The organism is Pseudomonas acericola (SeqCode) (assembly GCF_053456465.1).
On record NZ_JBRFJB010000002.1, the window covers coordinates 1,166,219 to 1,190,450 of the forward strand.

The 24,232-nt window shown below is 61.4% G+C and carries 20 protein-coding genes, 6 tRNA genes and 1 pseudogene; 16 read left to right on the top strand and 11 right to left on the bottom strand.

Annotated elements, in window-relative coordinates:
• Positions 1-32 precede the first annotated feature (32 nt).
• The 3 genes and pseudogenes from ACU688_RS11560 to ACU688_RS11570 all read left to right on the top strand — a co-directional run bounded on the left by ACU688_RS11560 (position 33) and on the right by ACU688_RS11570 (position 3,527).
• Complete coding sequence (locus tag ACU688_RS11560; protein WP_448184778.1) at positions 33-1,445, top strand: aminotransferase-like domain-containing protein; 1,413 nt, start codon at positions 33-35, stop codon at positions 1,443-1,445.
• Positions 1,446-2,441: 996 nt separating this feature from the next.
• Positions 2,442-2,621 (top strand): annotated as a pseudogene (locus ACU688_RS11565) (HAMP domain-containing protein); the annotation flags it as partial.
• Positions 2,622-2,822: 201 nt separating this feature from the next.
• Positions 2,823-3,527, top strand: a complete 705-nt coding sequence (locus tag ACU688_RS11570) for a methyl-accepting chemotaxis protein (protein WP_448184865.1) — start codon at positions 2,823-2,825, stop codon at positions 3,525-3,527.
• Positions 3,528-3,563: 36 nt separating this feature from the next.
• Here the strand turns inward: ACU688_RS11570 and ACU688_RS11575 are convergent, their stop codons facing one another.
• Together ACU688_RS11575 and ACU688_RS11580 are read right to left on the bottom strand one after the other, a co-directional pair.
• A complete protein-coding gene (locus ACU688_RS11575; RefSeq protein WP_448184779.1) occupies positions 3,564-4,376 on the bottom strand; it encodes an alpha/beta fold hydrolase in 813 nt (270 codons plus the stop codon).
• Between the two features lie 118 nt (positions 4,377-4,494).
• Positions 4,495-5,265: a hypothetical protein gene (locus tag ACU688_RS11580; protein WP_448184780.1), complete on the bottom strand. Its 771-nt coding sequence runs from the start codon at positions 5,263-5,265 to the stop codon at positions 4,495-4,497.
• A gap of 358 nt (positions 5,266-5,623) precedes the next feature.
• On the opposite strand from ACU688_RS11580, the gene ACU688_RS11585 reads away from it, so the two are divergent.
• The 6 genes from ACU688_RS11585 (at position 5,624) to ACU688_RS11610 (ending at position 6,297) form a co-directional block, all read left to right on the top strand.
• Positions 5,624-5,699 (top strand) — tRNA-Glu (locus tag ACU688_RS11585).
• Between the two features lie 4 nt (positions 5,700-5,703).
• A tRNA-Gly gene (locus tag ACU688_RS11590) sits at positions 5,704-5,779 on the top strand.
• A 104-nt stretch (positions 5,780-5,883) separates the two neighbouring features.
• Positions 5,884-5,959 (top strand) — tRNA-Glu (locus ACU688_RS11595).
• 4 nt (positions 5,960-5,963) lie between these two features.
• Positions 5,964-6,039, top strand: a tRNA-Gly gene (locus tag ACU688_RS11600).
• Between the two features lie 103 nt (positions 6,040-6,142).
• A tRNA-Glu gene (locus ACU688_RS11605) sits at positions 6,143-6,218 on the top strand.
• A gap of 3 nt (positions 6,219-6,221) precedes the next feature.
• Positions 6,222-6,297 (top strand) — tRNA-Gly (locus ACU688_RS11610).
• Between the two features lie 171 nt (positions 6,298-6,468).
• Here ACU688_RS11610 and ACU688_RS11615 read toward each other — a convergent pair.
• The 6 genes from ACU688_RS11615 to ACU688_RS11640 form a co-directional block, all read right to left on the bottom strand.
• A complete protein-coding gene (locus ACU688_RS11615) occupies positions 6,469-8,208 on the bottom strand; it encodes a dipeptidase (protein WP_448184781.1) in 1,740 nt (579 codons plus the stop codon).
• Between the two features lie 94 nt (positions 8,209-8,302).
• Complete coding sequence (locus ACU688_RS11620; RefSeq protein ID WP_448184782.1) at positions 8,303-9,520, bottom strand: phospholipase D-like domain-containing protein; 1,218 nt, start codon at positions 9,518-9,520, stop codon at positions 8,303-8,305.
• Positions 9,521-9,571: 51 nt separating this feature from the next.
• Positions 9,572-10,219 carry a MotA/TolQ/ExbB proton channel family protein gene (locus tag ACU688_RS11625; protein WP_124525291.1) on the bottom strand — a complete coding sequence of 216 codons (648 nt, stop codon included), beginning with the start codon at positions 10,217-10,219 and terminating at the stop codon, positions 9,572-9,574.
• A gap of 17 nt (positions 10,220-10,236) precedes the next feature.
• Positions 10,237-12,516 (bottom strand): TonB-dependent receptor, encoded by a 2,280-nt coding sequence (locus ACU688_RS11630; RefSeq protein WP_207041503.1) that lies wholly within the window; start codon positions 12,514-12,516, stop codon positions 10,237-10,239.
• Between the two features lie 24 nt (positions 12,517-12,540).
• Entirely contained in the window at positions 12,541-13,275 is a 735-nt protein-coding gene (locus ACU688_RS11635; RefSeq protein ID WP_448184783.1) for an energy transducer TonB family protein, read from the bottom strand.
• A gap of 2 nt (positions 13,276-13,277) precedes the next feature.
• Positions 13,278-13,685 (bottom strand): ExbD/TolR family protein, encoded by a 408-nt coding sequence (locus ACU688_RS11640; protein WP_017737210.1) that lies wholly within the window; start codon positions 13,683-13,685, stop codon positions 13,278-13,280.
• Between the two features lie 190 nt (positions 13,686-13,875).
• Between ACU688_RS11640 and ACU688_RS11645 the strand changes: the two genes are divergently transcribed.
• Both ACU688_RS11645 and ACU688_RS11650 read left to right on the top strand, forming a co-directional pair.
• On the top strand, positions 13,876-14,430 hold the full coding sequence (locus ACU688_RS11645) for a GNAT family N-acetyltransferase (RefSeq protein WP_448184784.1): 555 nt from the start codon (positions 13,876-13,878) through the stop codon (positions 14,428-14,430).
• Positions 14,427-16,001: an alkaline phosphatase D family protein gene (locus ACU688_RS11650; protein ID WP_448184785.1), complete on the top strand. Its 1,575-nt coding sequence runs from the start codon at positions 14,427-14,429 to the stop codon at positions 15,999-16,001. Before ACU688_RS11645 ends, ACU688_RS11650 begins: the two co-directional genes overlap by 4 nt.
• Here ACU688_RS11650 and ACU688_RS11655 read toward each other — a convergent pair.
• A complete protein-coding gene (locus tag ACU688_RS11655; RefSeq protein ID WP_448184786.1) occupies positions 15,998-16,624 on the bottom strand; it encodes an alanyl-tRNA editing protein in 627 nt (208 codons plus the stop codon). The two genes, ACU688_RS11650 and ACU688_RS11655, sit on opposite strands and share 4 nt — an antisense overlap.
• An 89-nt stretch (positions 16,625-16,713) precedes the next feature.
• On the opposite strand from ACU688_RS11655, the gene ACU688_RS11660 reads away from it, so the two are divergent.
• Positions 16,714-17,646 (top strand): LysR family transcriptional regulator, encoded by a 933-nt coding sequence (locus ACU688_RS11660; protein WP_448184787.1) that lies wholly within the window; start codon positions 16,714-16,716, stop codon positions 17,644-17,646.
• A 310-nt stretch (positions 17,647-17,956) separates the two neighbouring features.
• Here ACU688_RS11660 and ACU688_RS11665 read toward each other — a convergent pair whose 3' ends face one another.
• Positions 17,957-18,364 (bottom strand): PA2817 family protein, encoded by a 408-nt coding sequence (locus ACU688_RS11665; RefSeq protein ID WP_017737215.1) that lies wholly within the window; start codon positions 18,362-18,364, stop codon positions 17,957-17,959.
• 75 nt (positions 18,365-18,439) lie between these two features.
• Positions 18,440-20,887: an acyl-CoA dehydrogenase gene (locus ACU688_RS11670; protein WP_448184788.1), complete on the bottom strand. Its 2,448-nt coding sequence runs from the start codon at positions 20,885-20,887 to the stop codon at positions 18,440-18,442.
• Positions 20,888-21,045: 158 nt separating this feature from the next.
• On the opposite strand from ACU688_RS11670, the gene ACU688_RS11675 reads away from it, so the two are divergent.
• The 4 genes from ACU688_RS11675 (at position 21,046) to ACU688_RS11690 (ending at position 24,209) form a co-directional block, all read left to right on the top strand.
• Positions 21,046-21,705 (top strand): transglutaminase-like domain-containing protein, encoded by a 660-nt coding sequence (locus tag ACU688_RS11675; RefSeq protein ID WP_448184789.1) that lies wholly within the window; start codon positions 21,046-21,048, stop codon positions 21,703-21,705.
• A 43-nt stretch (positions 21,706-21,748) separates the two neighbouring features.
• Positions 21,749-22,366 carry a glutathione S-transferase family protein gene (locus ACU688_RS11680; RefSeq protein WP_124525282.1) on the top strand — a complete coding sequence of 206 codons (618 nt, stop codon included), beginning with the start codon at positions 21,749-21,751 and terminating at the stop codon, positions 22,364-22,366.
• A gap of 134 nt (positions 22,367-22,500) precedes the next feature.
• A complete protein-coding gene (locus ACU688_RS11685) occupies positions 22,501-23,433 on the top strand; it encodes an ABC transporter ATP-binding protein (protein ID WP_448184790.1) in 933 nt (310 codons plus the stop codon).
• On the top strand, positions 23,430-24,209 hold the full coding sequence (locus tag ACU688_RS11690) for an ABC transporter permease (RefSeq protein ID WP_017737220.1): 780 nt from the start codon (positions 23,430-23,432) through the stop codon (positions 24,207-24,209). The genes ACU688_RS11685 and ACU688_RS11690 overlap by 4 nt, the downstream gene beginning before the upstream one ends.
• The last annotated feature ends 23 nt before the right edge of the window (positions 24,210-24,232 follow it).

Sequence of the window (24,232 nt, forward strand, 5' to 3'; positions counted from 1 at the left end):
GGTTGAATAACAGACAGTGAAGTGAGTGGCTCATGGATTTAGGGATCGATCGACAAGCCCTTGTACCGGTGGTGCAACAGATCATCAGCGCGGTGGCGGAATGGATTCGCAAAAGCGGGGTGAGCCCTGGCACGCGTCTGCCCTCCATCCGCCAATTGGCCCTCGACAACCTGCTCAGCCAATCCAGCGTCATCGAGGCCTTTGAGCGCATGGTGGCCCAGGGGCTGCTGGCCTCGAAGCCGGGTTCAGGCTTTGTTGTGGCCCAGCCCTCCGCCCACCACGAGCACCATTGGTATGAGGGGGCGGAACACGACTGGGGGGCCTTTACCGACAGCCCGCTGGGTGAGCTGAAACTGGGGTGTGGCTGGTTGCCGGATGCCTGGCGCGAAAGCGATGATATCAGCTATGCGATCCGCGAGGTCAGCCGCACCGACACCGGCGGTGTGTTCAACTACAGCACGCCGCTGGGGTTGCCGGTGCTGCGCGAACAATTACTCAAGTGCCTGACCCGTATGCACGTGCCCAGCAGCCTGGACCGCATTCTCACCACCCAGGGCGCCAGCCAGGCCCAGGACCTGCTGATACGCACCTTGCTCAAAGCCGGCGACACGGTGGTGGTGGAAACCCCTGGCTACGGCAACCTTTATCGCCAGTTGGCCTTCCAGGGCGTCAAGCTGCTGGAGGTGCCACGTACCCGTGGCGGCCCCGACATTGCGGTGCTCGAAGCGCTGTTGCAGGTTCATCGCCCCAAATGCCTGTTTATCAGCAGCCTTTATCACAACCCTACCGGCACCAGCCTGTGTCGCACGGTGGCCGAGCGCTTGCTGCAACTGGCCCAGGCCGAAGATTTCCTGATCATTGAAGAAGACGTCTATGGCGACCTGCAACATGCCAGCTGTACGCGTCTGGCAGCGTTGCCCCATGATGATCGGGTGATCTACATCTCCAGTTTCTCCAAGACCTTGAGCAGCGCGCTGCGGGTGGGCTACCTCAGTGCCAGCACCGCGATCATCGCGCAGTTGGTAAACCTCAAGACCCTGACCGGCCTCGGCACCTCGCGGTTTGCCGAGGCGGTGGTGGCCACGCTGCTGGCCAATGGCACCTATCGCAAGTGGGTGCAACGCCTGCGCAAGCGCCTGAACACGCAAATGTCCGCCACCCTGCAAGTGCTGGAGGACGAGGAGTGGGAGGTGTTTGCCGTGCCCGCCGGTGGCATGTTCCTGTGGGCACGCCCGGGAGTGGGGGATCGTGGGCGGTTGCCGGTGTGTGCCCGTCGACTGGGCGTGCTGCTGTCGCCCGGGGCGCTGTTCAGCCCGACGGCTGAGCACAGCGATTGGCTGCGGATCAATGTGGCCTATGCGGCTGATCAGCGCGCCTTGGCGTTGTTCCGCAGCATGGGGCCTGCCAGATCGACCTCGACCATTCTGAAAACGACGAGCGTGTAGCTTTTTGCCATTATTGTGGCGCCAATGTCTTGTGTCGGTGGCCCGTGGTTGCGAATCTCGTTGCTGGTCAATCGGGCGGGCTGGCAGCTGCCATTGCAAGAGGGTTCAAGTGCAATGATTTCAGGCGTGCAACGACGTTTCGCCAACCTCGGTATGGCGAAGAAACTGGGCTTGGGCTTTCTCTTGGTGCTGTTGCTGACGGCGCTGGTGGCGGCGATCGGGGTGTGGTCGCTGCAAACCGTGGGTCAGCGTTTTGCAGGCCTCAACAGCATGTCTTCACTGAACAGCGGCTTGCTCAAGGTGCGCTTGATCGAGCAGGACTACGCGCTGCACGCCGACCCCAAGGCCGTCGACGCCTTGCATGCCAGCGTCGAGGCCTTGGCGGCCCTGGCGGCGAGCCTCAAGGCGCAGTCGCCGGCCAATGTGCCGGCCATGACTGACGTCGAGCAAGCCCTGGCTGCCTACCGCAAGGCGTTCGACGAGTTTGTCGAGCTGACCCAGACCAAGGACCTGGCGTTGGAGATGGCCAGTTGGTCGGTGTCCAGCGTGGCCAACAACCTTGACGTATTGCAGGCCGGCCTGGCGGACGACGGCGCCTATGGCCTCAAAGAAAGCCAAGGCAAGGAGGGCGCCGAATTTATCGAGCAGGCGGGGCAGGTCAGCCAAGTGTCGCGCCTGATGTTGCAGGCGATGAACGAGGCCCACGTGCGCCTGGATCAGAGCCGCAAGGGTGATGAAGACAGCGGCGAACAAGGCAAGATCGAGCAGGCCGACCAGGCGCTGGCCCAGGTCGAACAGTTGAAAACCTCGGTCAAGGACCCTGGCTACCAGACAGTGCTCAACGAGGTCTCCGGGCATATTGCCGCGTTCAGCGAGAAACTCGGTGAGTACACCGGCCTGTTGGCGCAGGAAAAGATCGTCTACAAACAGCTGCATGAGCGCGCCGAGCAGGTGGTCAACCGGGTCAACCAGGCCTATGCCGCCGAAGACCAGTCGATGCAGGCGCAATTGCAAAAAAGTACCTTGCTGATCATCGGTTCGTCCGCCCTGGCCCTGTTGGTGGGGTTGATTGCGGCGCTGGTGATTACGCGCTTGATCGTCGCGCCGCTGCGCAGTGTGATCGCCGTCGCGCAGCAGATTGCCGCGGGTGATTTGAGTGGGCGCATGGAGGTCAGCCGCCGCGATGAAATCGGCCAGCTGATGCAGGCGATGCAGCAGATGGGCAATGGTTTGAGCCAGATGGTCAGCGGGTTGCAGGCGGGCATCGAACAACTGGCCAGTTCGGCGCATTCGCTGTCCAGCGTCACCGAGCAGACCAATGTCGAGGTCAGCAGCCAGAAGGAAGAAACCGAGCAAGTGGCCACGGCGATGAACCAAATGACCGCCACCGTGCACGACGTGGCGCGCAACGCCGAACAAGCCGCCCAGGCCGCGCAGACCGCCGACAGCAAGGTGGACAGCGGCCAGCAGGTGGTGCGCCAGAGTTTGCAGCGGATCGAGTTGCTCGCCAGCTCCAGTACCAGCGCCAGTGCCAGCATCGACAGCCTCAGTGCCGAAATCCAGAACATCGGCACGGTGCTGGGGGTGATCAAGAGCGTGGCCGAGCAAACCAACCTGCTGGCCCTCAATGCCGCCATCGAAGCCGCTCGCGCCGGGGAACAAGGCCGTGGTTTTGCGGTGGTGGCCGATGAAGTGCGTGCGCTGGCCAAGCGCACCCAGCAATCCACCGAAGAAATCGAGCGGCTGGTCAGCACCTTGCGCAGCGCGGCGCAGTCGTCGGTGCAGCAGATCCAGCACAGTGGCGAGTTGGTAAAACTGGCGGTGAGCGACGCGCTGGAAACCGAGAGCGCCCTGGGCAGCATCGCCACGGCGGTGTCGTTGATCCAGCAGATGAACCAGCAGATTGCCGCGGCGGCCGAGGAACAAAGCTCGGTGGCCGAAGAGATCAACCGCAGTGTCACCAGCATTCGCGCCAGCGCCGATCAGTCGGCGTTGAGCATGCAGGGCAATGCCGCGTCGAGCATCCAGTTGGCGCAGTTGGGCGCGGAACTCAAGGGCATGGTCGGGCACTTCCGCCTGTGATCGCTACACGCCTGTAGCGACCAGGGAGGAGGGCGGTCAGGCGTGGTTGGCGAGGAAGGTCAGCAGCGCCTCATTGACGAAGTCGGGGTTCTCCCGGGCGCTGATATGCCCGGCTTCCGGGATCAGGATCAGGCTACAACCGATCAACTCGGCCATTTCCCGGGACTCGGCGGGTGGCCGGGGTTTGTCCTGCTCGCCGCACATCACCAGGGTGGTGTCGGCGTCCAGGCGCGGCAGTTGCTCCAGTACATCCTCGCGGCTGAAGATCAGGCGGCCCAATGGCACGATGCTTTGCAGTAGGCGCTCGCGGGGAAAATCCTGCAGGGCGTGGCGAAAGTCCTGATACAGCGCGGACTCGCGGTCGATTTCTGCGCGGAAGAAGATCGGTGCGATCACGTCCAGCAACGGCTCGGGAATGGCGCCGGCGTCTTCGATCATCTTGAACAGCGAGAAGTAGTATTGGCGCGTGGCTTCGGGCTCGGCACCGAGGTGGGTGTCCATCAGCACCAGGCTGTTGATGCGCTCGGGCGCCAGCAGCGCCAGGCGTGCGCCCCACATGCCGCCAACCGACAGACCCACCAGGTTGACCTGGGCAATGTCCAGGTGGTCGAGCAGCGCCAAGGCCTGACGGGCAAGATCATCGAGGGACTCGGTGCGGTTGGGCAGCGGGCCCGATTCGCCGTGGCCCCACAACTCGGGGACGATCACGCGGTATTGTTGTGACAGGGCTTCGATCTGCGGCGCCCACATCGTGTGGTCCCACAGGTAGCTCGACCCTAGCAGCACGGCGGGGCCGCTGCCTTGGTCGATGTAGTGCAACGGTTGTCCATCTATCACGGTGACAGGCATAGCAGGCCTCTGACTTCACGGAGTGAGGGGCACTTTTTTACGCTAGAAGGGGGCGGGGCGATAGATGCAAAGTGATGGCACGTGGCGAACCAGGTTCGCCACGTGGGAGCGGGGGCGATCAGTCGTAGATGACTTTCTTTTTCCACTCGGCGTCGGCGTCGACGACCTTCAGGCCTTCGGTCAGTTCGTTGACCTCGTCCTCGGCGGGCTTGCTGTTGGTCAATACCGTGGAGTTGGCGCGGGCCAGTTGTGACTCCAGCAATTGCAGTTGCGCGGCGTAGATCACCGGCTCCGGCTGCTTGCGCAGGTACTGCACGCCACGTTCGAAGGCGAGGCGCGCCTGGCCTGGCTGGCCTTGTTGCAGGGCATGCTGGCCGAGGTTGTTGAAGAACTCGATGTGCAGCAGCACGAGGATGTGGCGGATTTCCTTGATCCAGTGCTTGGCTTCGTTGGTCGGCAGGAAACCATCCTGGGCGGCGCGGGTGACTTGGCCGTGCAGGGCTTCGAGCAGGAAACGTACGTCCTTGGCCTTGGCTTCGGTCTGGATCGGCGCCGGTGGGTTATTCACCGGGATCGATTCGCCCTGGGCAATCAATGCGTTCAGTTCGGTGATACGGGCCTTGAGCGCTGCACTGGTCTTGTTGAGGTTGAGCAGGCGCTGGTTGACGTTGAGTTCCAGGCGGGTCATCAGCAGCTTGAGCGCCGGGGTCATCAACTGGCCAGGGAACGTCTCGGTGATTTCACCGCAGCGACGCAGGCGATCATTGAGCTCGATCACGGTGCGCTGCTTTTCCAGTTTGTTGTTTTCCACCACGTGGTTCATGTAGCCAATGGCGATCAGTATTACGATCCCGGCTATTACCAGCAGGGTGATCAGGAGTGGTGTCACCGGTGTGACCTCTTTGTAGGGTTTGCAGTGGAGTGTAGTGATTGGGGCATCTGGCGGATAGGACTGATCGACCAGTTGCCCAGGTAGATTCTTCTATATAGGTAATCGTTCCCTGCATAGATGCACATTGCCATCATTTGCTGCGGCGAACTATAACGCCTTGTCGTGCGCCAGAATATAGGCGCCAAGGCGCAGACAGGCAGATTGCCTGCGCCGTCCGGGAAAGCACGGCGAAGTCATTGATTTTAATAAATTTATCCTTGGGGGTTGACGACCTATCAATCCATCCATAGAATGCGCGCCACTTAACGCGGAAAGCACTCAGCGAAACGCTGTTAGGTAGTGAAGTTGTACGTGTGTCCCCTTCGTCTAGTGGCCTAGGACACCGCCCTTTCACGGCGGTAACAGGGGTTCGAGTCCCCTAGGGGACGCCATATTGCGGGAATAGCTCAGTTGGTAGAGCACGACCTTGCCAAGGTCGGGGTCGCGAGTTCGAGTCTCGTTTCCCGCTCCAAATTTAAGCAGTGTTGCCCTCGGGTGGCACTGAGTGAAACCAGGGCATGGTCTTCGGATCTAATCTCTGGACACTGAAATACACACCATGTGTTTCAGTTGTGTGTCCCCTTCGTCTAGTGGCCTAGGACACCGCCCTTTCACGGCGGTAACAGGGGTTCGAGTCCCCTAGGGGACGCCATTTTGCGGGAATAGCTCAGTTGGTAGAGCACGACCTTGCCAAGGTCGGGGTCGCGAGTTCGAGTCTCGTTTCCCGCTCCAATTTAAGCAGTGTTGCCCTCGGGCGGCACTGAGTGAAACCAGGGCATGATCTTCGGATCTAACCTCTGGGCACTGGAAGACACACCATGTGTTCCAGTAGCGTGTCCCCTTCGTCTAGTGGCCTAGGACACCGCCCTTTCACGGCGGTAACAGGGGTTCGAGTCCCCTAGGGGACGCCATTTGCGGGAATAGCTCAGTTGGTAGAGCACGACCTTGCCAAGGTCGGGGTCGCGAGTTCGAGTCTCGTTTCCCGCTCCATATTCAACAAAAACGCCGATCAGAGATGATCGGCGTTTTTGTTTGTGCGCGATTGATCGTTCCCACGCTCTGCGTGGGAACGCCTCTTGGGACGCTCCGCGTCCCGCGTGACGCAGAGCGTCACAAGGAGCATTCCCACGCAGAGCGTGGGAACGATCCAATCCGTCAGGATCAGAGCTTCGGCAACTGCCCGACACGCCCCATCATTTCCGTGACGATCTGCAAGTCCAGCAGGAACTGATCCACCGTCTTGAACTCATTGTCGGTGTGCCCGGTGTACTTCACTTCCGGCCGCGCCAGGCCGAATTGCACGCCATTGGGCAGTTCATGCACGGACGTCGCGCCGGCCGAGGTGCCAAACTTGTGCTCCATGCCCAGGTTTTCGCTGGCCACCGCCAACAGCGCCTTGACCCACTCGCCTTCCGGGTTGCGGTACATCGGCTCGGCCACCGAGTAGGTGAAGCTCACCTTGACCTTGGTCTGCTTGTCCCACGCACTCAGCTTGTCGGCGATTTCCTTTTTCAGCGTTTCCGGGGATTTGCCCTTCGGCACCCGCAGGTTCACCGCCAGCTTGAACGCCTTGTCATCCAGGCCAACAAAGGTCAGCGAGGTGGTCAGCGGGCCCATGAAATCGTCAGCGAACCCTACGCCCAACTTGCCGCCCAGGTAATCCAGGCCCCAGTTGTCGGACGCATACCGCGCGGCGTCGGTGATGTGGTTGTGCTTGAGGGCGATCTTGCCATCAACGCTGTGGATCAGCTCCAACATGCGCGCCACCGGGTTGATGCCGGACTCGGGTTCGGAGGAGTGCGCGGAAACGCCGGTCACCGTCAGCTTGACCTCTTTACCGACCACCTTGGCCGTCACCTCGAAGTCGCCGCCATTGTTCTTGGCATAGTCAGCGCCGGCCTGTTGCAGGCGGGCGGCGAGTTCGGCGGGTTTGTCGCTGACCAAGGTCGCCACCGAGGCCGAGGGAATCTGGTTGGTGGCCATGCCCCCGGTCATTGCGATGATTTCCGCACCTTTGCCTTCGCCCTTGCGGCGCGGGAAAGTGGCCATCACGGTGCCGTAGCCTTTTTCGGCGATCACCACTGGGTAGCCGCCGTCCAGCGCCAGGTTGTACTGCGGCGTCGGGTTGTGTTCGAAGTAATAGGGAATTGCGTCGCCGGAGGTTTCCTCGGTGGTGTCCACCAACAGCTTGAACGTGCGTGCGAGCGGCAGTTTCTCTTCCTTGATCACCTTCATCGCATACATCGCCACGACGATGCCGTTCTTGTCATCCTCGGTGCCACGCCCGTACATGCGGTCGCCGATCAGCGTGACTTTGAACGGATCGAGCTTGGTGCCGTCCTTCAGCACCCAGTTTTCCGGTGTGACCGGCACCACGTCGGCGTGGGCGTGAATGCCGACCACTTCATCGCTGGCACCTTCCAGGGAAATTTCATACACACGGTTGTCGACGTTGCGGAAGTTCAGGTTGAAGGCTTTGGCCAGGTCCTGGATCTTCGCGGCGATCTTGAGGAATTCCGGGTTTTTGTACTGCGGCAGGCCGTCGATATTGAAGGTGGGGATTTCCACCAGTTCGCGCAGGGTTTCGGTGGCCGCCTTGCCGTATTTCACCCGCGTGTAGATGCCCAGCAGCCGATTGATTTCGTTCTGCTGCTCGGCGCTCAGGGTTTTGTTGTCGAGAAAGGTGCTGATCGCCGGGCCGACGTCGGCGGTTTTGCCCAGGTCGCCCTTGGCCAGGGTGCCGAGGAAACCACGGAAATCCGTGACGGACGTTTCGTTGAAACTCTTCAGAATCGCCGTGCTTTGCTCGGCGCTGATGTTGGCGAAGGCGGGGGTGGCGATCGCCGAGAGGCTGGCTGCGAACAGGGTGGCAGCCGCCAGTTGCTTGAGTGGGAAGGGCATTGTTGGAGCATTCCTTGGCAGGTAGTGAGAAAGAGGTTTCTGACTAAAGTGTCAGAAACATTTCCACACACTACCATTACCCGGGTGCCGATCGTCAATGCTGGCCAGGGTGGGGCGCGGGGTATTCCTTGTCTATCTCCAGGGCTCTAGCGTAAGGCCCATCCCACAACTGTTCATGTAATTGCCCCACGCGCTTGGCCATCGCTGCATTGCGCATTACCACCTCCAGGTTGCGCGAATTATCCAGGTAGCCCCCCAGCCAATTGCTGGTGCCAACCCAGGCCACTTGCCCGTCGATCTCCATGGTCTTGCTGTGGATCACCCGCGCGTAGGGGATAAAGCCTTGCTTGGCTTCCGGCAGGGTGACGATCTTGACCTGTACGTTGGGCAGCACTGCCAGGCTCTTGAGGTAGGGCAGTTCCAGCTTGTCGGTGTTCCAGTTGGACACCATCAGCTTGATCGACACTCCTCGTGCCGCGGCTGCACGGATGGCGTTGTCGATGACCGCGTAGTACGGACGAGTGCGATCGGGCCCGTAGGACAGCGGTGCGTAGTCCAGCAGTTGTACCCGCACTTCCTGTTTTGCTTCGCTCAGCAGGCTCGGCAGTTCCAGCTGTGAGTCGCCGACGCCGGGCGGGTTGTAGCGTTGTGGGCTGGCCACCAGGTAATTGCCGGTGCGCGGCGGCTCTTTACCGGCGACGGGCAACGGCACCGGTTGGTTGGCGGCCAGCGCCGCCTGGGCTTGCCAGTCCTGGTCAAAGATCGCCTGCACTTGGCCAACCACACCGGCATCGCTGATGCGCAACCCGGTTTCGTGGATATGTTCCAGGGAGCGCCAGTCGAAATTCTGGCTGCCGACAAACGCCTGCTTGCCGTCCACCACCAGGTATTTGGCGTGGATGATGCCGCCGCTCAGTTGGCCGTAGGCCAGCACGCGGAAGGTGAGGTTGGGGATCGCGCGCAAGCGTTCCAGCGTGGAAGCTTCCGATAATTTCAGGCCTTTTTCTTCGAGCAGGAAACGAATTTTCACACCGCGTTTGCCGGCGGCTTCCAGGTGTTCGATGACGGTGTCCATCACCGAGCCGGGATGGTCGGCGGCGTAGAACTGGCCGATATCAATGCTGCTCTTGGCGCCGTCAAACAGTTCGATCCACACCGGGCCGGGCTGGCGCAAATCGTCGGTGCCGAGGGCGGTGTCCACGGGCACGGTGTGCACCAGTTCAAACCCCGCAATTGAAAAGTCCGCCTGGGCCAGCGGACTGAGGAGCAAGCCGGCGAGGCCTGCGATGCGCAATTTCAAGGAGATGGGCATAGGTCTTCCTACCAGGAAAAAAGCGGGCGCATTGCGCGCCCGCTCAAACGATCATGCAGTACGGCTATGCAGCGGCGTGGGCACCAGGTGCGGCACTTCGCTCTGCACGCGGGCACCGGTGGCGGCGCGGATCAGCAGGATTTTCAGCTGGTCGTTGATGCGCTCCAGGCTGTCCTGGAAAAAGTTGTGGAACACCACGCAGAACAGCGCGATGGCGATCCCCAAGCCGGTCGCAAACAACGCCGTACCGATGCCACCGGAAATCTGCCCAGGGTCGGACACACCGGCCGACGCCAACGCCTTGAAGGTGTCGATAATGCCGAGGATGGTCCCCAGCAGGCCCAACAGCGGCGCGGCGGTGGTGATGGTTTCGATGATCCACAGGCTGCGGGCCAACGGTGCGCGGGTGGTCAGATACTGGGTTTCGATGACGTCATCCAGATCCTTGCGTGAGCCGTGGCTGGCTTTCTGTGCCAGGACCGGCAACACCATGCTCAACGGCAGGCTGTCGCGACGGGTCAGGCTTTCCGGCAAGTCGCGCTCGCTGTGCACATTGGCGCCGAGCACCTCGGTCAATGCGCGGGCCTGGCGGCGCACATAGGCGAAGTACAGGCCACGCTCGATGGCGATAAAGATGGCGATGGCCATCGCGGCATACATCACATAGAAGGTGATGTCGTGGAGCACATTCATGTCCATGTTCCGTTACCTCGCTGTTAGAAATTGGCTTCCAGGGACACCGTCACGGTGCGTTCCAGGCCGACGATGTAGGCCGGGTCGCCGTCGCGGAAACCGCTGTAGCTGGCCGCGTTGGTCTTGGTGGTGTACACGCCGTCCAGGTACTTCTTGTCGAACAGGTTGTCGACGTTCAGGCGCAGGGTCGCGTCCTTGACCACCTTCTTGTCCACCGGCAGGTAGATACCGGCGCCGGCGTTGAACACGGTGCGCCCGGAGATGGCTTCGTCGTTGGTCAGGTCGCCGTAGAGCTTGCTGGTGTACTTGCCGCCGAAGGTGCCGTAGAAGCGCCCGTCGTCGTAGCCGATGTTGGCGGCCAGCATGTTTTTCGGCACGTTGGCGAACTGCTTGCCGCTGGTGGGCAACACGATTGCCTTGCCGGCGTTGTAGACGGTCAGGTCGTCCTGCTGCTCGGCCTTGGTGTAGGTGTAGGAGGTGTAGTAGTTGAAGTGATTCGGCAGCAGGCCGCTCCACTCCAGTTCCAGGCCGCTGTTGTTGACGGAGCCGGCGTTGATGTCGGCGAAGTCGCCGTTGATGTCTTTGGACGAGACCTGGCGATCCTTGAACTGCATGTAGAACAAGGTGGCGGCCACGGTCATGTCGTCACCGGTGAAGCGCCAGCCCAACTCGTGGTTCCAGCTGGTTTCCGGCTTGGAGTTGATCGAGTCCAGGCCCTTGTCGTACAGCACGTAGTTCTGCGGGATGCGCATGTTGCGCGACAGGCTGTAGAACAACTGGTCCTGCTCGTCCAACTGGTACTTGAGGCCGACGTTGGGCAGCAGTTTGTTGTAGGTCTGGTTACGTTTTTCCGCCTGTTCGGTGAGGCTGCCGTGGTTGGTGCCGTCACGCTTGACGTTCATGTAGGCGAGGCCGGCGACCAGGGTCCAGTCCGGGTTGATGTACCAGGTGTCCTGGGCCCAGACCTTTTGTGCCGGGGTCACGGTGAAGCGGTCGCGACCTTGCACGGTGTTGCCGTTGGCATCGACCACCGAGTCGGCGTCTGGCCAGGTGTCGGTGGGCTTGCCGCTGTTTTTCAGGGCAATGAACGGCTGGGTCTGGCTTTGGCGCGCGCGCTCATACCAGTAGCCGAATTGCAGGCTGTGTTCGCCCAGGTCCCAGTTCAGCTTGGTGGTGATGCCCGGGCGCCAGGTCTGGGTGCGCGAAGGGCGGTAGTACACGCCGGTGGTGGAGGAGCCGTCGGCGTTGTACTGCGCGGCGGTCGGCAGGTTGCTCAGGTCGAACACGCCGCCGGCGTTGGAGCCACGGTTGAGCGCATAGCTGGAAGAGCCGACGCCGCTGCCATTGCCCCAGTAGTAATACGGGATCACCGACAGGGCCAGGTTATCGGCCAGTTTGAATTGGGTGTTGAGCACGCCGGTAAAGGTCTGGAACGGGTTCTGCGCCAGGGCGTAATAGCTGTTGAGCTTGCCGTTGCTGCCCACGGTCGGTGTGGCCGGGTAGGGGTCGTACTTGCGACCGTTCTGCTGGTACTGGGCCTTGGTCAACTGGCTGTAACTGTTGTTGTCCTGCTCGTGGTACTTGAGGATCAGGTTGGCGGTGTTGCCGTTGCCGGCATCGAAGAAGCTGTTCCACTCCACCTTGTCTGCACGTACTGCGCCCGAGCCGCGCCACATCTGGCCTTCGGTGTGGGACGCCGACAGCCAGTTGCTCAGGCCGTTGATCTCGCCGGTGTTGAGCCGCGCGAAGGTTTTGCGCGTGGCGTTGCTGCCCATGACCTGTTTGACGAACGCGCCGGTTTCCTTGGTCGGGCGGATGGTCACGATGCCGATGTTGCCGCCGCTGGAGCCGATGTGCGGGCCGTCGGCTTCTGCCGAGCCTTGAGTGACGAAGATCTGGTCGATGTTTTCCGGGTCGCCCAGCAGGTTGGAATACAGCGCGTAGTTGCCCGAGTCGTTGATCGGCATGCCGTCCACCGACATGCCCACCTGGTCGGAGTTGAGCCCGCGCATGGTGAAGCGGAAACCGGACAGGCCGGTGTTGTCTTCGCTGGAGATATTCAGTCCCGGGGTGTACTTGAGCTTGTCCACGGCGTTGCCGGTGGCGGTCTGTTTATCCAGCGCCTCCTTGGTCACCGTGGAGCGGCCCTTGATGCTTTCTTCCTGCACCATATAGCCGCCACCTGCTGTGGCCTTGCCCTGTACGCCGATAGTGCCGACGTCGCTGCCGCTGGTGTCGGCCATGGCCATGCCGTGGCCCATGCTTGCGGCAACGAGTGCCAGATGAATCCGTGTGAACCTCATCAGTGTCGTCCTGGTGTCGGGTGCTTATTGCACGCTGTAGTTGAAGGTGGCGGTGAAGCGATGCTCATTGCTCCCCCCGAATGCTTGCTCGGGGAACGGTTTGACTTGCTTGATGCGACGCAAGCTGTTGGCGGCGGCCCGGTTGAGCAACATGCTCGAGGCCTGGGTCTGCACACCGGAGTCGAGAACCCGACCCTGGCGATCTACCAGCAACCACACCACCACCTCGCCGGTCGGGCGTTCGAGGGACGCCTGGCGGCCGGTGGGGTATTGCTTGTAGCTGTCCAACTCGTTGCGCAAGCCCTTGAGGTAACCGCCTTCCAAGGCCTGGCCATCGACCTTCGGCGGCGCGGGTGGGGCCGGTGTCGGCGCGACCTGGGCCACGGCGGCGGGTGCCGGTTTGGCGGCCACCGGTGGCGGGGTTGGCGTCGGCGTGGGTGTTGGCTTGGCGACCACGGGCTTGGGCACCGGCTTGGGCTTTGGCTTTGGCTCAGGTTTTGGCAGGGGTTTGGGGGGCGGTGGCGGCGGGGCCGGTTCGGCCTCTTCGTCCTCGATCACCGGCGGTGGCGGCTCTTGTTCCACCACCGGTTCCGGGACCACTTCCGGCTCCGGCTCGACCAGGGCCAGTTCCACCGCCGACTCGTCATACACCGGCTCGACCTTCAAGGTCTGCGACTGGATGCCCATCGCAATCAGCACCAGAGCGATCACGGCCGGGACACTGCCCAGCAGCTGACGTGCACGAAACAGGACGTACATGATCAGGACTTACGCGTGGCAATGGACACGGAGGTAAAGCCACCCAGGCGCAGGGTGTCCATCACTTCCACCAGGCGCGAAACCTCCACGCCTTTGTCGCTGTTGACGATGATCGTCGACTTGGTATCGGGCTTTTCTGCGGCCTTCAACGCCGGCACCAAGGCCTCGACGGTGAGGTCCTTGCCGTCCAGTTGCAACTGGCCCGCCAAACCCAACGTCAGGATGAATTTGTTCTGCGGCTTGAGCTGCTGCGAACTGCTGGCGCTGGGCAATTGGGTCTTCATGCCGAGGGCCGGAATCACGTTCAGGCTCACGAGTACGAAAAACACCAGGAGGAACATCATCACGTCGATCATCGGGATCAATTCGATGTGCGCCTTGCGTTTTTTCGGTTCGTCCCAGGTTCTCATTCCGCTACCCCGTTATTGAATTAGGGGCGACACGCTAACAACCAAAAATGACCGATTGGTTAACTTTAATTGACGTTTTTAGGGCTCTAGGACAGGTCTTGCGGACGACTCTGTGGTCATTTTCACGACGTAACAGAATTGAAATCCAGCAGGGGCATTCTCAGAAACTTTACATCGAGGGCCCTGAGGAATGAGTAGCGAATTGCCACATCTGTCCACCCCGCGCCTGCTATTGCACGGCCTGGAAACACACCAGGCCGAGACCCTGTCCACACTCGCCAACGGGCCGAAAATCGCCGACAACACGGCCAATATTCCGTCGCCCTATACCCTGGAAACGGCGCATACCTTTATTGACGGTATGGCTGAGAAATACCGTGCGGGCGATTTGCTCAGCCTGGGCATGCATGTCGTCGAAACGGGCGAATTGGTTGGCATCGTCAGCCTGCGACTCAACACGCGGCACCGCTACGGGCACCTCGGCGGTTGGGTGGCGGCGCACTGTCGCAACAAGGGCTACGGCGCCGAGGCGGCGAAGGCGGTGATGGATTTTGGCTTCGCTGAGTTGGGTTTGCAGCGCGTCGGCAGCCAGTGCTTTGGCCGCAATAAGGAATCGGCGCGGGTGATGGAGAAAATCGGCCTGCGCTTTGAGGGCTGCATGCGCGAGGCGTTTCTCAAGAACGGCGTGTTCGAGGACTTGCTCGGCTTTGCCGTGGTGCGTGAGGACTGGGAGCGTCCCTCGTGAGTGGCTTGGTGGACCATGACCGCCGCCGGATCTTGACCGGGCTGGCGGTGGGCTCGGCGTTTGCGATCCTCAGCCCGTTTGCGCGCAGTGCCGGGGTGGATTATCCGTTCACCCTCGGCGTTGCCAGCGGCGACCCACTGCCGGACGGCTTTGTGATCTGGACGCGCCTGGCGCCGTTGTTCAACGCCGCCGATGGCGGTGGTGGCTTGAGCCGTGCAGTGCCAGTGCGTTGGCGAGTGGCCAGCGATGCGGGGATGACGCGCATCGTGCGCCAGGGCGAGGTGATGGCCAGCGCGCGGTTTGCCCATTCGGTACACGTTGAAGTGGCCGGGTTGGAAGCGGGCCGACCGTATTGGTATCAGTTCGATGGCCTCGGCGCGCAGAGCCCGGTGGGGCAGGCCCGCACGGCGCCGCCGTTGCACGCCAGCGTGGCGGCACGGGTGGGGTTTGTGTCGTGCTCGCATTGGGAGCGCGGGTATTTCAGCGCCTATCGTCACCTCGCCGCCGAGCAGCCGGACCTGGTGTTTTTTCTCGGTGACTATATCTACGACAGTTCCTACGCTCCGTCGTCGGGCAAAGTCATTCGCTCCCATGGCAGTGGCAACGCGGTAAGCCTCAGCGACTACCGTAACCGCTATGCCCTGTACAAGACTGATCCCGACTTGCAGGCCTTGCACGCCGCAGCCCCCAGCGTCGCGACCTGGGACGATCATGAAGTGCAGAATGACTACGCCAACCAATGGTCCCAGGACCCGAAAATCCCGGTTGCGCAGTTTCTCCTACAGCGCGCGGCGGCTTACCAGGCCTATTACGAACATATGCCGCTACGGGCCAGTAGCCTGCCGAAAGGCGCGGACATGCGCATCTACCGGCGCCTGGACTACGGCCAACTGGCGCGTTTCCATGTGCTCGACGGCCGCCAGTACCGCTCCGAGCAACCGTGCATTCCTGCTAACGGCAGCCACCAAGGCCATCTCGCCGCCAACCTCTGCCATGACTTGCGCGACCCCGGCCGCACCATGCTCGGCTGGCAGCAAGAGGCCTGGCTGGATCAGGGTTTTGCGCAGTCGCAGGCGCAGTGGAACGTGATCGCCCAGGATTTGCTGGTGGCGCCGCTGATCCAGCGTGACCTGACTGACCACAAGCCCGGACGTTGGACCGATGGCTGGGATGGCTACATGGCCAACCGCGCGCGAATGCTGGCGTCTATCGCGCGCAACCGGGTCAAGAATCCGGTGTTCTGGGGCGGGGATATTCATTCGTTCTGGGTCACCGACCTGCACGCGGATGGCAACAACCCGGACTCGCCGATTGTCGCGACGGAGTTTGTCGGCACGTCGGTGACCTCGGATGGGCCGCCCTTTGAGGCGTTCAGCAAACTGCTGCCGCTCAACCCTCATGTGAAGTTTTTCGACAGCCGTCAGCGTGGGTATGTGTCGGTGCAGATCGAGGCGGACAAGATGCTGACCAACTTGCGCGTGATTACCGATCCGCGCGACCCGAATGCCACGGTGGCGACGCTCAAGTCGTTTGTGGTGGAGCCGGGGCGGGCGGGGGCGATAGCGGTTTAGTCCAGGCTGTAGCGCACCGACAACGTGCCCTTTTTCTCCGACAAGGCCAGGATTGTCACCTGGCCCAGCTCGCCCAAGGCCTGGACGTGTGTACCGCCGCAGGCATAGGCCGGCAACTCACCAAAGCCGACTTCACGGGTGCCGTCTTCCAGGTTCATGTGGCGCGGGTAGTCCGCCGCGATCCATTGGTTGATCTGCTGTTGGATCGCGTCGGCGTCCATGTCTTGCGCCGCTTCGCCACGGATAAAACTGATCTTGCCTTCCCCCGGCCAGTGATGGGCCTTGATCGGCATCCAGCCAAGCTGTTCGCCGGCGTTGCCGATCAAGTGCCCGGCGGAATGCAGGCGCGTGTGCAGACTGCGGCGTTGCGCGTCGACGCGCGCGGTAACCGGGCCCAGCGCGACGGGCTGATCGACGTAGTGCACCACGCGGTCGGGCTCCTGGGTGACGCGCAGTACCTGGCTGTCACCGAGCCAGCCGGTGTCGAAAGGCTGGCCGCCGCCCTGGGGGTGAAAAATTGTCGATTGCAAGGTCACCGCGAACTGCGCTTCGTGGGGCGAGCAGGTCAACACTTCGAGTTCGACGGTCAGGTGGTCATGGGTGAAAAACAGGCGCTCGGTCATTTTCTACATCCGCATCAAGGTTCTACGGGCAGTATAAATAGTGCGCGGATGGGTGATAATCCGCTCAATTATCAATGGACCTGTGCGTCATGAGCATCAATCTTCCTTTGCCACTGCTGGGCGAAATGGCGATTTTCGTCAAGGTGGTGGAAACCGGCAGCTTCTCCGAAGCCGCGCGGCAGATGGGCGTTTCGCCTTCATCGGTGAGCCGCAGTATTTCCCATCTGGAAAAGGCCCTGGCCACCCGTTTGCTGCAACGCACGACGCGCAAGTTGCGCTTGAGCGAAGGCGGCGAAGAGGTGTTCAAGCGTTGCCAGGACATGGTCAACGCGGCGCGCGCGGTGATGGAGATCAGCGGCCAATTCACCCACGAAGCCGAAGGCCGGGTGCGGGTCAGCGTGCCCAAGGCGGTGGGGCGGTTTGTGATCCACCCGCATATACCGGAATTCTTGCGGCGCTATCCCAAGGTGGATGTGCAGTTGATCCTTGAGGATCGGCCGGTGGACTTGATCGACGACAACCTCGACCTGATCCTGCGCATATCGGAAAGCCCGCCGCCAGGCCTGGTGGGACGGCCGTTGTTTCCCATCGAGCACCTGTTGTGCGCCACGCCGCAGTACCTGGCCGAACACGGCACACCGCAACACCCCCATGATTTGCTGGAGCACAGTTGCATTTACTTGGGGGAAACACCGGCGGATGCACGCTGGAAGTTTCGCCAGGCTGGCAAGACAGTGACGGTTGGGGTGCGTGGGCGGTATGCGGCGAACCATACCGGGGTGCGTTTGGACGCGGTGTTGCAGCATGTGGGGATTGGCAGCCTGCCGTACTTTACGGCGCGCCATGATCTGGAGGCGGGGAGCATTGTGCAGGTGTTGGCGCAGTGGGATTTTATTGCGTCGTATCACGGTGAGGTGTGGTTGTTGCATTCACCGACGCGGTATCTGCCGCCGAAGGTGCGGGTGTTTATTGATTATCTGGTGGAGTGCATGGCGAAGGAGCCGACACTGCGCCAACGGTAGTGCTGGGGGCTGGCTTCTGTGGGAGCTGGCTTGCCTGCGATGGCGGTCTATCGGTGTACATATCCGTTATTTGGGTAACGGCTGATATCGGTTCCGCCCTTATGGCCAGCGTGTTTAACGGGGCGCCCAAGATCAAAATCAAAAGCAAAGCGAGGCGGCCTAGTAGCCGACCAGGTCTCTGGAGCTGACGCGTTCTCCTGTGGGAGCTGGCTTGCCTGCGATGGCATCAACTGGGTTTGCCTGATGTACCGAGTTGTCTGTATCGCACGCAAGCCAGGTCCCACATTTAGCTTTGTGCAGGTCTGAAAAATCAGTGCTTGCTCTGGTCCACCGGCATGGCCAGCAGCTGCTTTTCCTGGTTCCAGTCGAACGGTTCGTCGTTCTGCTCGGCTTCGAAGCGACGCTCTTCCAGTGCCTGGTACATGTCCAGTTCTTCATCGGGCATGAAGTGCAGGCAGTCGCCGCCGAAGAACCACAGCAGGTCGCGCGGCACCAGGTGGGCGATTTGTGGGTAGCGCAGAATGACCTGGCTCATCAGGTCCTGGCCCAGGTACTGGCTTTCGATCGGGTCGATGGGCAGCAGGGCGCGCAGTTCGTCGAAGCGCTCCAGGAACAAGGTATGGCTTTCCTCGGGCACCTGTTCGGCTTCGCCGACGGCAACCAGGATGCTGCGCAGGTGGTCGAGCAAGACGAGATGATCGGCAACGACGTTGGACACGAGATAAGTCCTCTAAAGCAAAAACGGGCGCGAGAGTATATAGCCCTCGCGCCCGTTTTTATATGACCGCTGGAATCAGCGGACTTTACCCTCAGCCTGTGTCAGCTCTTCCTTGCTGAAATCATCCACGTCGATCACCTTGCGCCGCGCCGCTTCGGCGTCACGCAGGGTTTGCGCTTCGGCCGGTTGCAGCACGCCCGCTTCCAGTGCCGCATCGATGGCATGCTCGCCAGCGGCCGGTTTGACCTGGCCGCTCTTGAGCGCGGTGTGCAGTTTTTTCTGCAGCGGATGGCTGGCGCCGAGCAGGTCGTAGGCCTGTTGCAGGGCGCCGACCGGATCGTCCGCCGATTGTGGGCGGTAGCAGCCGGCGAGCAGTTCCTCCAGGGTCGGGTCGCCTTTGGCCCGGCCAAGCACCGCCGCGACTTCGGCATCCAGCGCATCCGACGGCCCGGTGTGGCGGCGGCCGAACGGGAACACGATCACCCGCAGCAGGCAACCGAGCACCTTGTTCGGGAAGTTGCTCAACAGTTCATCCAGGGCGCGCTCCGACTCGCCCAGGCTTTCTTCCATGGCCCAGTTGAACAGCGGTTCCAGATGCTCCGGTGAATCCAGGTCGTGGTAACGCTTGAGCGCCGCCGAGGCCAGGTACAGGTGGCTGAGTACATCGCCCAGGCGCGCCGACAGGCGTTCGCGGCGTTTCAACTCGCCACCGAGCAGCATCATGCTCAGGTCGGCGAGCAAGGCGAAGGCCGCCGCCTGGCGGTTCAGCGCGCGGAAGTAACCCTGGCTCAAGCGGTTGCCCGGTGCCTTCTCGAAGTGGCCCACGCCGAAGTTCAGTACCAGGGTGCTGGCGGCGTTGCTCACGGCAAAACCGATGTGTTGCATCAGCAGGCCGTCGAACTCCTTGAGGGCCTGGTCGTGGTCTTCACGGCCGGCGAGGGCCATTTCCTTGAGGACGAACGGGTGGCAGCGGATCGCGCCCTGGCCAAAGATCATCAGGTTGCGCGAGAGGATATTCGCGCCCTCTACGGTGATGAAAATCGGCGCACCTTGCCAGCTGCGGCCCAGGTAATTGTTCGGGCCCATGATGATGCCCTTGCCACCGTGTACATCCATGGCGTGGCTGATGCACTCGCGGCCGCGTTCGGTGAGGTGGTACTTGAGGATTGCGGACAGCACCGAAGGTTTTTCCCCGAGGTCCACCGCGTTGGCGGTGAGCATGCGCGCGCTGTCCATGAGCCAGGCGTTGCCGCCGATACGCGCGAGGGCTTCCTGGATACCTTCGAAGGCGGACAATGGCACGTTGAATTGTTCGCGCACCTGCGCGTACTGGCCGGTCACCAGGCTGGTGAACTTGGCCGCACCGGTGCCCACCGCAGGCAGGGATATCGAACGGCCTACCGACAGGCAGTTCATCAACATCATCCAGCCCTTGCCGAGCATTTCCTGGCCGCCAATCAGGAATTCCAGGGGGATGAACACATCTTTGCCGGAGTTGGGGCCGTTCATGAAGGCGGCGCCGAGGGGCAGGTGGCGACGGCCGATGTCCACGCCGGGCGTATCCGTCGGAATCAGCGCGAGGCTGATGCCCAGGTCTTCCTCGTCACCCAGCAGATGGTCCGGGTCGTGGGCCTTGAAGGCCAGGCCCAGCAGGGTCGCGACCGGGCCGAGGGTGATGTAGCGTTTTTCCCAGTTCAGGCGCAGGCCGAGGGTTTCCTGGCCTTCCCATTCACCTTTGCAAATGATTCCGGTGTCGGGCATGGCGCCGGCATCGGAGCCGGCCAGCGGGCCGGTGAGGGCGAAGCAGGGGATGTCATCACCACGGGCCAGGCGTGGCAGGTAATGGTTGCGTTGTTCATCGGTGCCGTAGTGCAGCAGCAGTTCGGCCGGGCCGAGGGAGTTGGGCACCATCACGGTGGACGCCAGGTCGCCGCTGCGGGTGGCGAGTTTCATTGCTACCTGAGAGTGGGCATAGGCGGAAAAACCCTTGCCGCCGTATTCCTTGGGAATGATCAGGGCGAAGAAGCCGTGGGTCTTGATGTGTTCCCAGGCGGCGGGCGGCAGGTCCATGGCCTGGCCGATTTCCCAATCGCTGACCATGGCGCAGAGTTCTTCGGTGGGGCCATCGATGAACGCCTGTTCCTCTGCGGTCAGTTGGGCCTTGGGGTAGGCCAGCAACTTGTCCCAGTCGGGGCGGCCGCTGAACAGTTCGCCGTCCCACCACACCGTGCCAGCATCAATGGCATCGCGCTCGGTCTCGGACATCGGCGGCAGGACTTTCTGGAACCAGCTGAACAGCGGTTTGGTGAAGTATTGGCGGCGCAGGTCGGGCAGCAGCAAAGGCGCCGCGACGGCGGCCAGCAGGACCCAGAAGACCAGCAGAAGCCAACCCGGTGCGTGACTCCACACCCCCATCGCCAGCAGGTAGACGGCAACCACGCCCAGGGCGGGCAGGGGCGCGGTGCGACGGTGTGCCAGGTAGGCAATGCCAGCGACCAGAACCAGTATCCACAACAACAGCATATTCAATCCTCCGTGAAACCAGGGGCGAAACCACCCTGGAGCTTAGTCGGCATCCGAACAAGCGGGGTGATAGGGGTGTTACGAGATTTGGCCGATTCGTCGTTATCGCTCGGGCAGGCCTGTCGCTAGACTCCAGGCTTCCTTCGGAGATAACGCTCATGGATACGTACCTGAGTCCCAGCCGCTTCATCGATAGTGACCACCCCGCGGTGGTGGAGTTCGCCGAAAAACATCGCGGTACTAGCGGGGATTTAAATGACCAGGCAGTCAGCCTTTATTACGCCGTGCGTGAGGCGATTCGCTACAACCCCTACACCTTCAGCCGCGACCCCGACACCCTGAGCGCCAGCTTCGCCCTGGCCGCCGGCGAAAGCTATTGCGTGCCCAAGGCCACCTTGCTCGCCGCTTGCGCCCGCCACTGCGGCATCCCGGCGCGCATCGGCCTGGCGGATGTGCGCAATCACCTGTCCACGCCACGCCTGCTCGCGCTGCTTAAAAGCGATGTGTTCGCCATGCATGGCTACACCGAGCTGTTCCTGCATGGGCGTTGGGTCAAGGCCACGCCGGCGTTCAATCAGCAGCTGTGTGATGTGTTCGATGTGCCGGCGCTGGAGTTCGATGGGGTCAATGACAGCGTCTTCCATGCGTTCAATCGCCAGGGGCAGCGTTCGATGGAGTACGTGGTGGATCACGGGCAATTTCCTGACGTGCCCGAGGCGTTTTTCTTCGAGCATATCCGCACCTGTTACCCGCACTTGTTCACCGATGACAGTCCGCCCTTGCTCGGTGATATGCAGACCGATTTAAGCCGTGCCTGAACCGGCGTATGCTGCTGCGCTCACCACACAATAAGGCACGGTCATGCTGAAGATCTGGGGTCGTAAAAATTCGTCAAACGTCAGGAAAGCATTGTGGTGCGCCGAGGAGCTCGGCCTGGACTACGAGGCCATCGACGCGGGCGGCGCGTTTGGTGTGGTCGACACGCCGCAATACCGCGCGTTGAACCCCAATGGCCGGGTGCCGATGATCGAAGACGGCGACTTTGTGTTGTGGGAATCCAATACCATCGTGCGTTACCTCTGCGCCAAGCAGGCTTCCAGTTGGTACCCGACGGACCTGAAAGCCCGGGCCAGCGCGGAAAAATGGATGGACTGGACCACTTCCACCCTCGCCGAACCGTTCAAGGCCGTGTTCTGGGGCATCCTGCGCACCCCCGCGGAAAAACAGAACTGGGACAGCATCCACGCGGGGCGCCAAGCCTGCATCGATGCACTCGCCACCGTGGACAAAGCCCTCGCCGAACAGCCGTATCTGTCGGGCAACGAGATCGGCATGGGCGATATCCCCTTGGGCTGTTTTGCCTACGCCTGGTTCGAAATGCCCATCGAACGCCCTGCAATGCCCAATCTAGAGGCCTGGTACCAACGCCTGCAACAACGCCCGGCCTACCGCAAAGCGGTCATGACCGCGTTGACTTAATACTGACTATTAATACAGGTGACTGTACTTGTGCGGCGCGGGCAGCCACCATGCCTGTCATGCGCCGCCGTTGAACTTCGTGGCGTGCGCCTTCATCTATTCTTCCTATTCCCTTCTTTGGTGCGTATTCCGATATGAGTTCCGCTCTGTCCATCCGGCAGCTAACCAAAACCTACGGCAACGGTTTCCAGGCCCTGAGTGGTATCGATCTGGACGTTGCCGAAGGTGACTTCTTCGCTTTGCTCGGCCCCAACGGTGCCGGCAAATCCACCACCATCGGTATCCTCTCGACCCTGGTCAACAAGACCAGCGGCACGGTGAATATCTTCGGGCATGACCTGGACAAATCCCCGGCAGCGCTCAAGCGCTCCATCGGCGTGGTGCCCCAGGAATTCAACTTCAACCAGTTTGAAAAGACCTTCGATATCGTCGTGACCCAGGCCGGTTACTACGGCATCCCGGCGAAGATCGCCAAGGAACGCGCCGAGCAATACCTGACCCAGCTGGGCCTGTGGGACAAGCGCGACGTGCCGTCGCGTTCGCTGTCCGGCGGCATGAAGCGCCGTCTGATGATCGCCCGCGCGCTGGTGCACGAGCCGCGCCTGCTGATCCTCGATGAGCCCACCGCCGGCGTGGACATCGAGCTGCGTCGCTCGATGTGGACCTTCCTCACCGAGCTGAACGAGAAGGGCATCACCATCATCCTCACCACCCATTACCTGGAAGAGGCTGAGCAGTTGTGCCGCAACATCGGCATCATCGACCACGGCACCATCGTCGAGAACACCAGCATGCGTAATCTGCTGGGCCAGCTGCATGTGGAAACCTTCCTGCTCGACTTGAAGAACAATCTGTCGGCGCCGCCGCAATTGGTGGGCTACCCGAGCCGCCTGGTGGACGGCCACACCCTGGAAGTGCAGGTGGACAAAGCCATGGGCATCACCGCGCTGTTCGCCCAGCTGGCGACGCAGAACATCGAAGTGCTGAGCCTGCGTAATAAAACCAATCGCCTTGAGGAGTTGTTCGTGTCCCTGGTGGAGAAAAATCTGGCGAAGGTGGCGGTATGAGTTCCGAACTGCAACCCAACCTTGTCGCGCTGCAAACCATCATCTATCGCGAAGTGAAACGCTTTACCCGGATCTGGCCGCAAACCCTGCTGCCGCCGGCGATCACCATGGTCTTGTACTTCGTGATCTTCGGTAACCTGATCGGCCGGCAGATCGGCGACATGGGTGGTTTCACCTATATGGAGTACATCGTGCCGGGGCTGATCATGATGTCGGTGATCACCAACGCCTACGGCAACGTGGTGTCGAGTTTCTTCGGCAGCAAGTTCCAGCGTTCGATTGAAGAACTGATGGTCTCGCCGGTATCGCCGCACACCATCCTGATCGGCTATACCGTGGGCGGTGTGCTGCGCGGCTTGATGGTTGGGGTGATCGTGACGTTGTTGTCGTTGTTCTTCACCCACCTGCAGGTGCATCACCTTGGGGTCACCATTTTGGTGGTGGTACTGACGGCGACGATCTTCTCGCTGCTGGGGTTTATCAACGCCGTGTTTGCACGCAACTTCGATGACATCTCGATCATCCCGACCTTCGTGCTGACGCCGCTGACCTACCTGGGCGGGGTGTTCTACTCCATCACCTTGCTGCCGCCGTTCTGGCAGACCGTGTCGCTGGCCAACCCGGTGCTGCACATGGTCAACGCGTTCCGCTACGGCATTCTGGGCGTGTCGGATATCAAGATCAGCGTGGCGATCACCTTCATGCTGGTGGCGACGGTGGTGCTGTATATCGGTTGCGCGAAGCTGCTGGTGAGTGGGCGTGGGATGCGTACCTGATCCACTGACTGCATGCAGTAAAG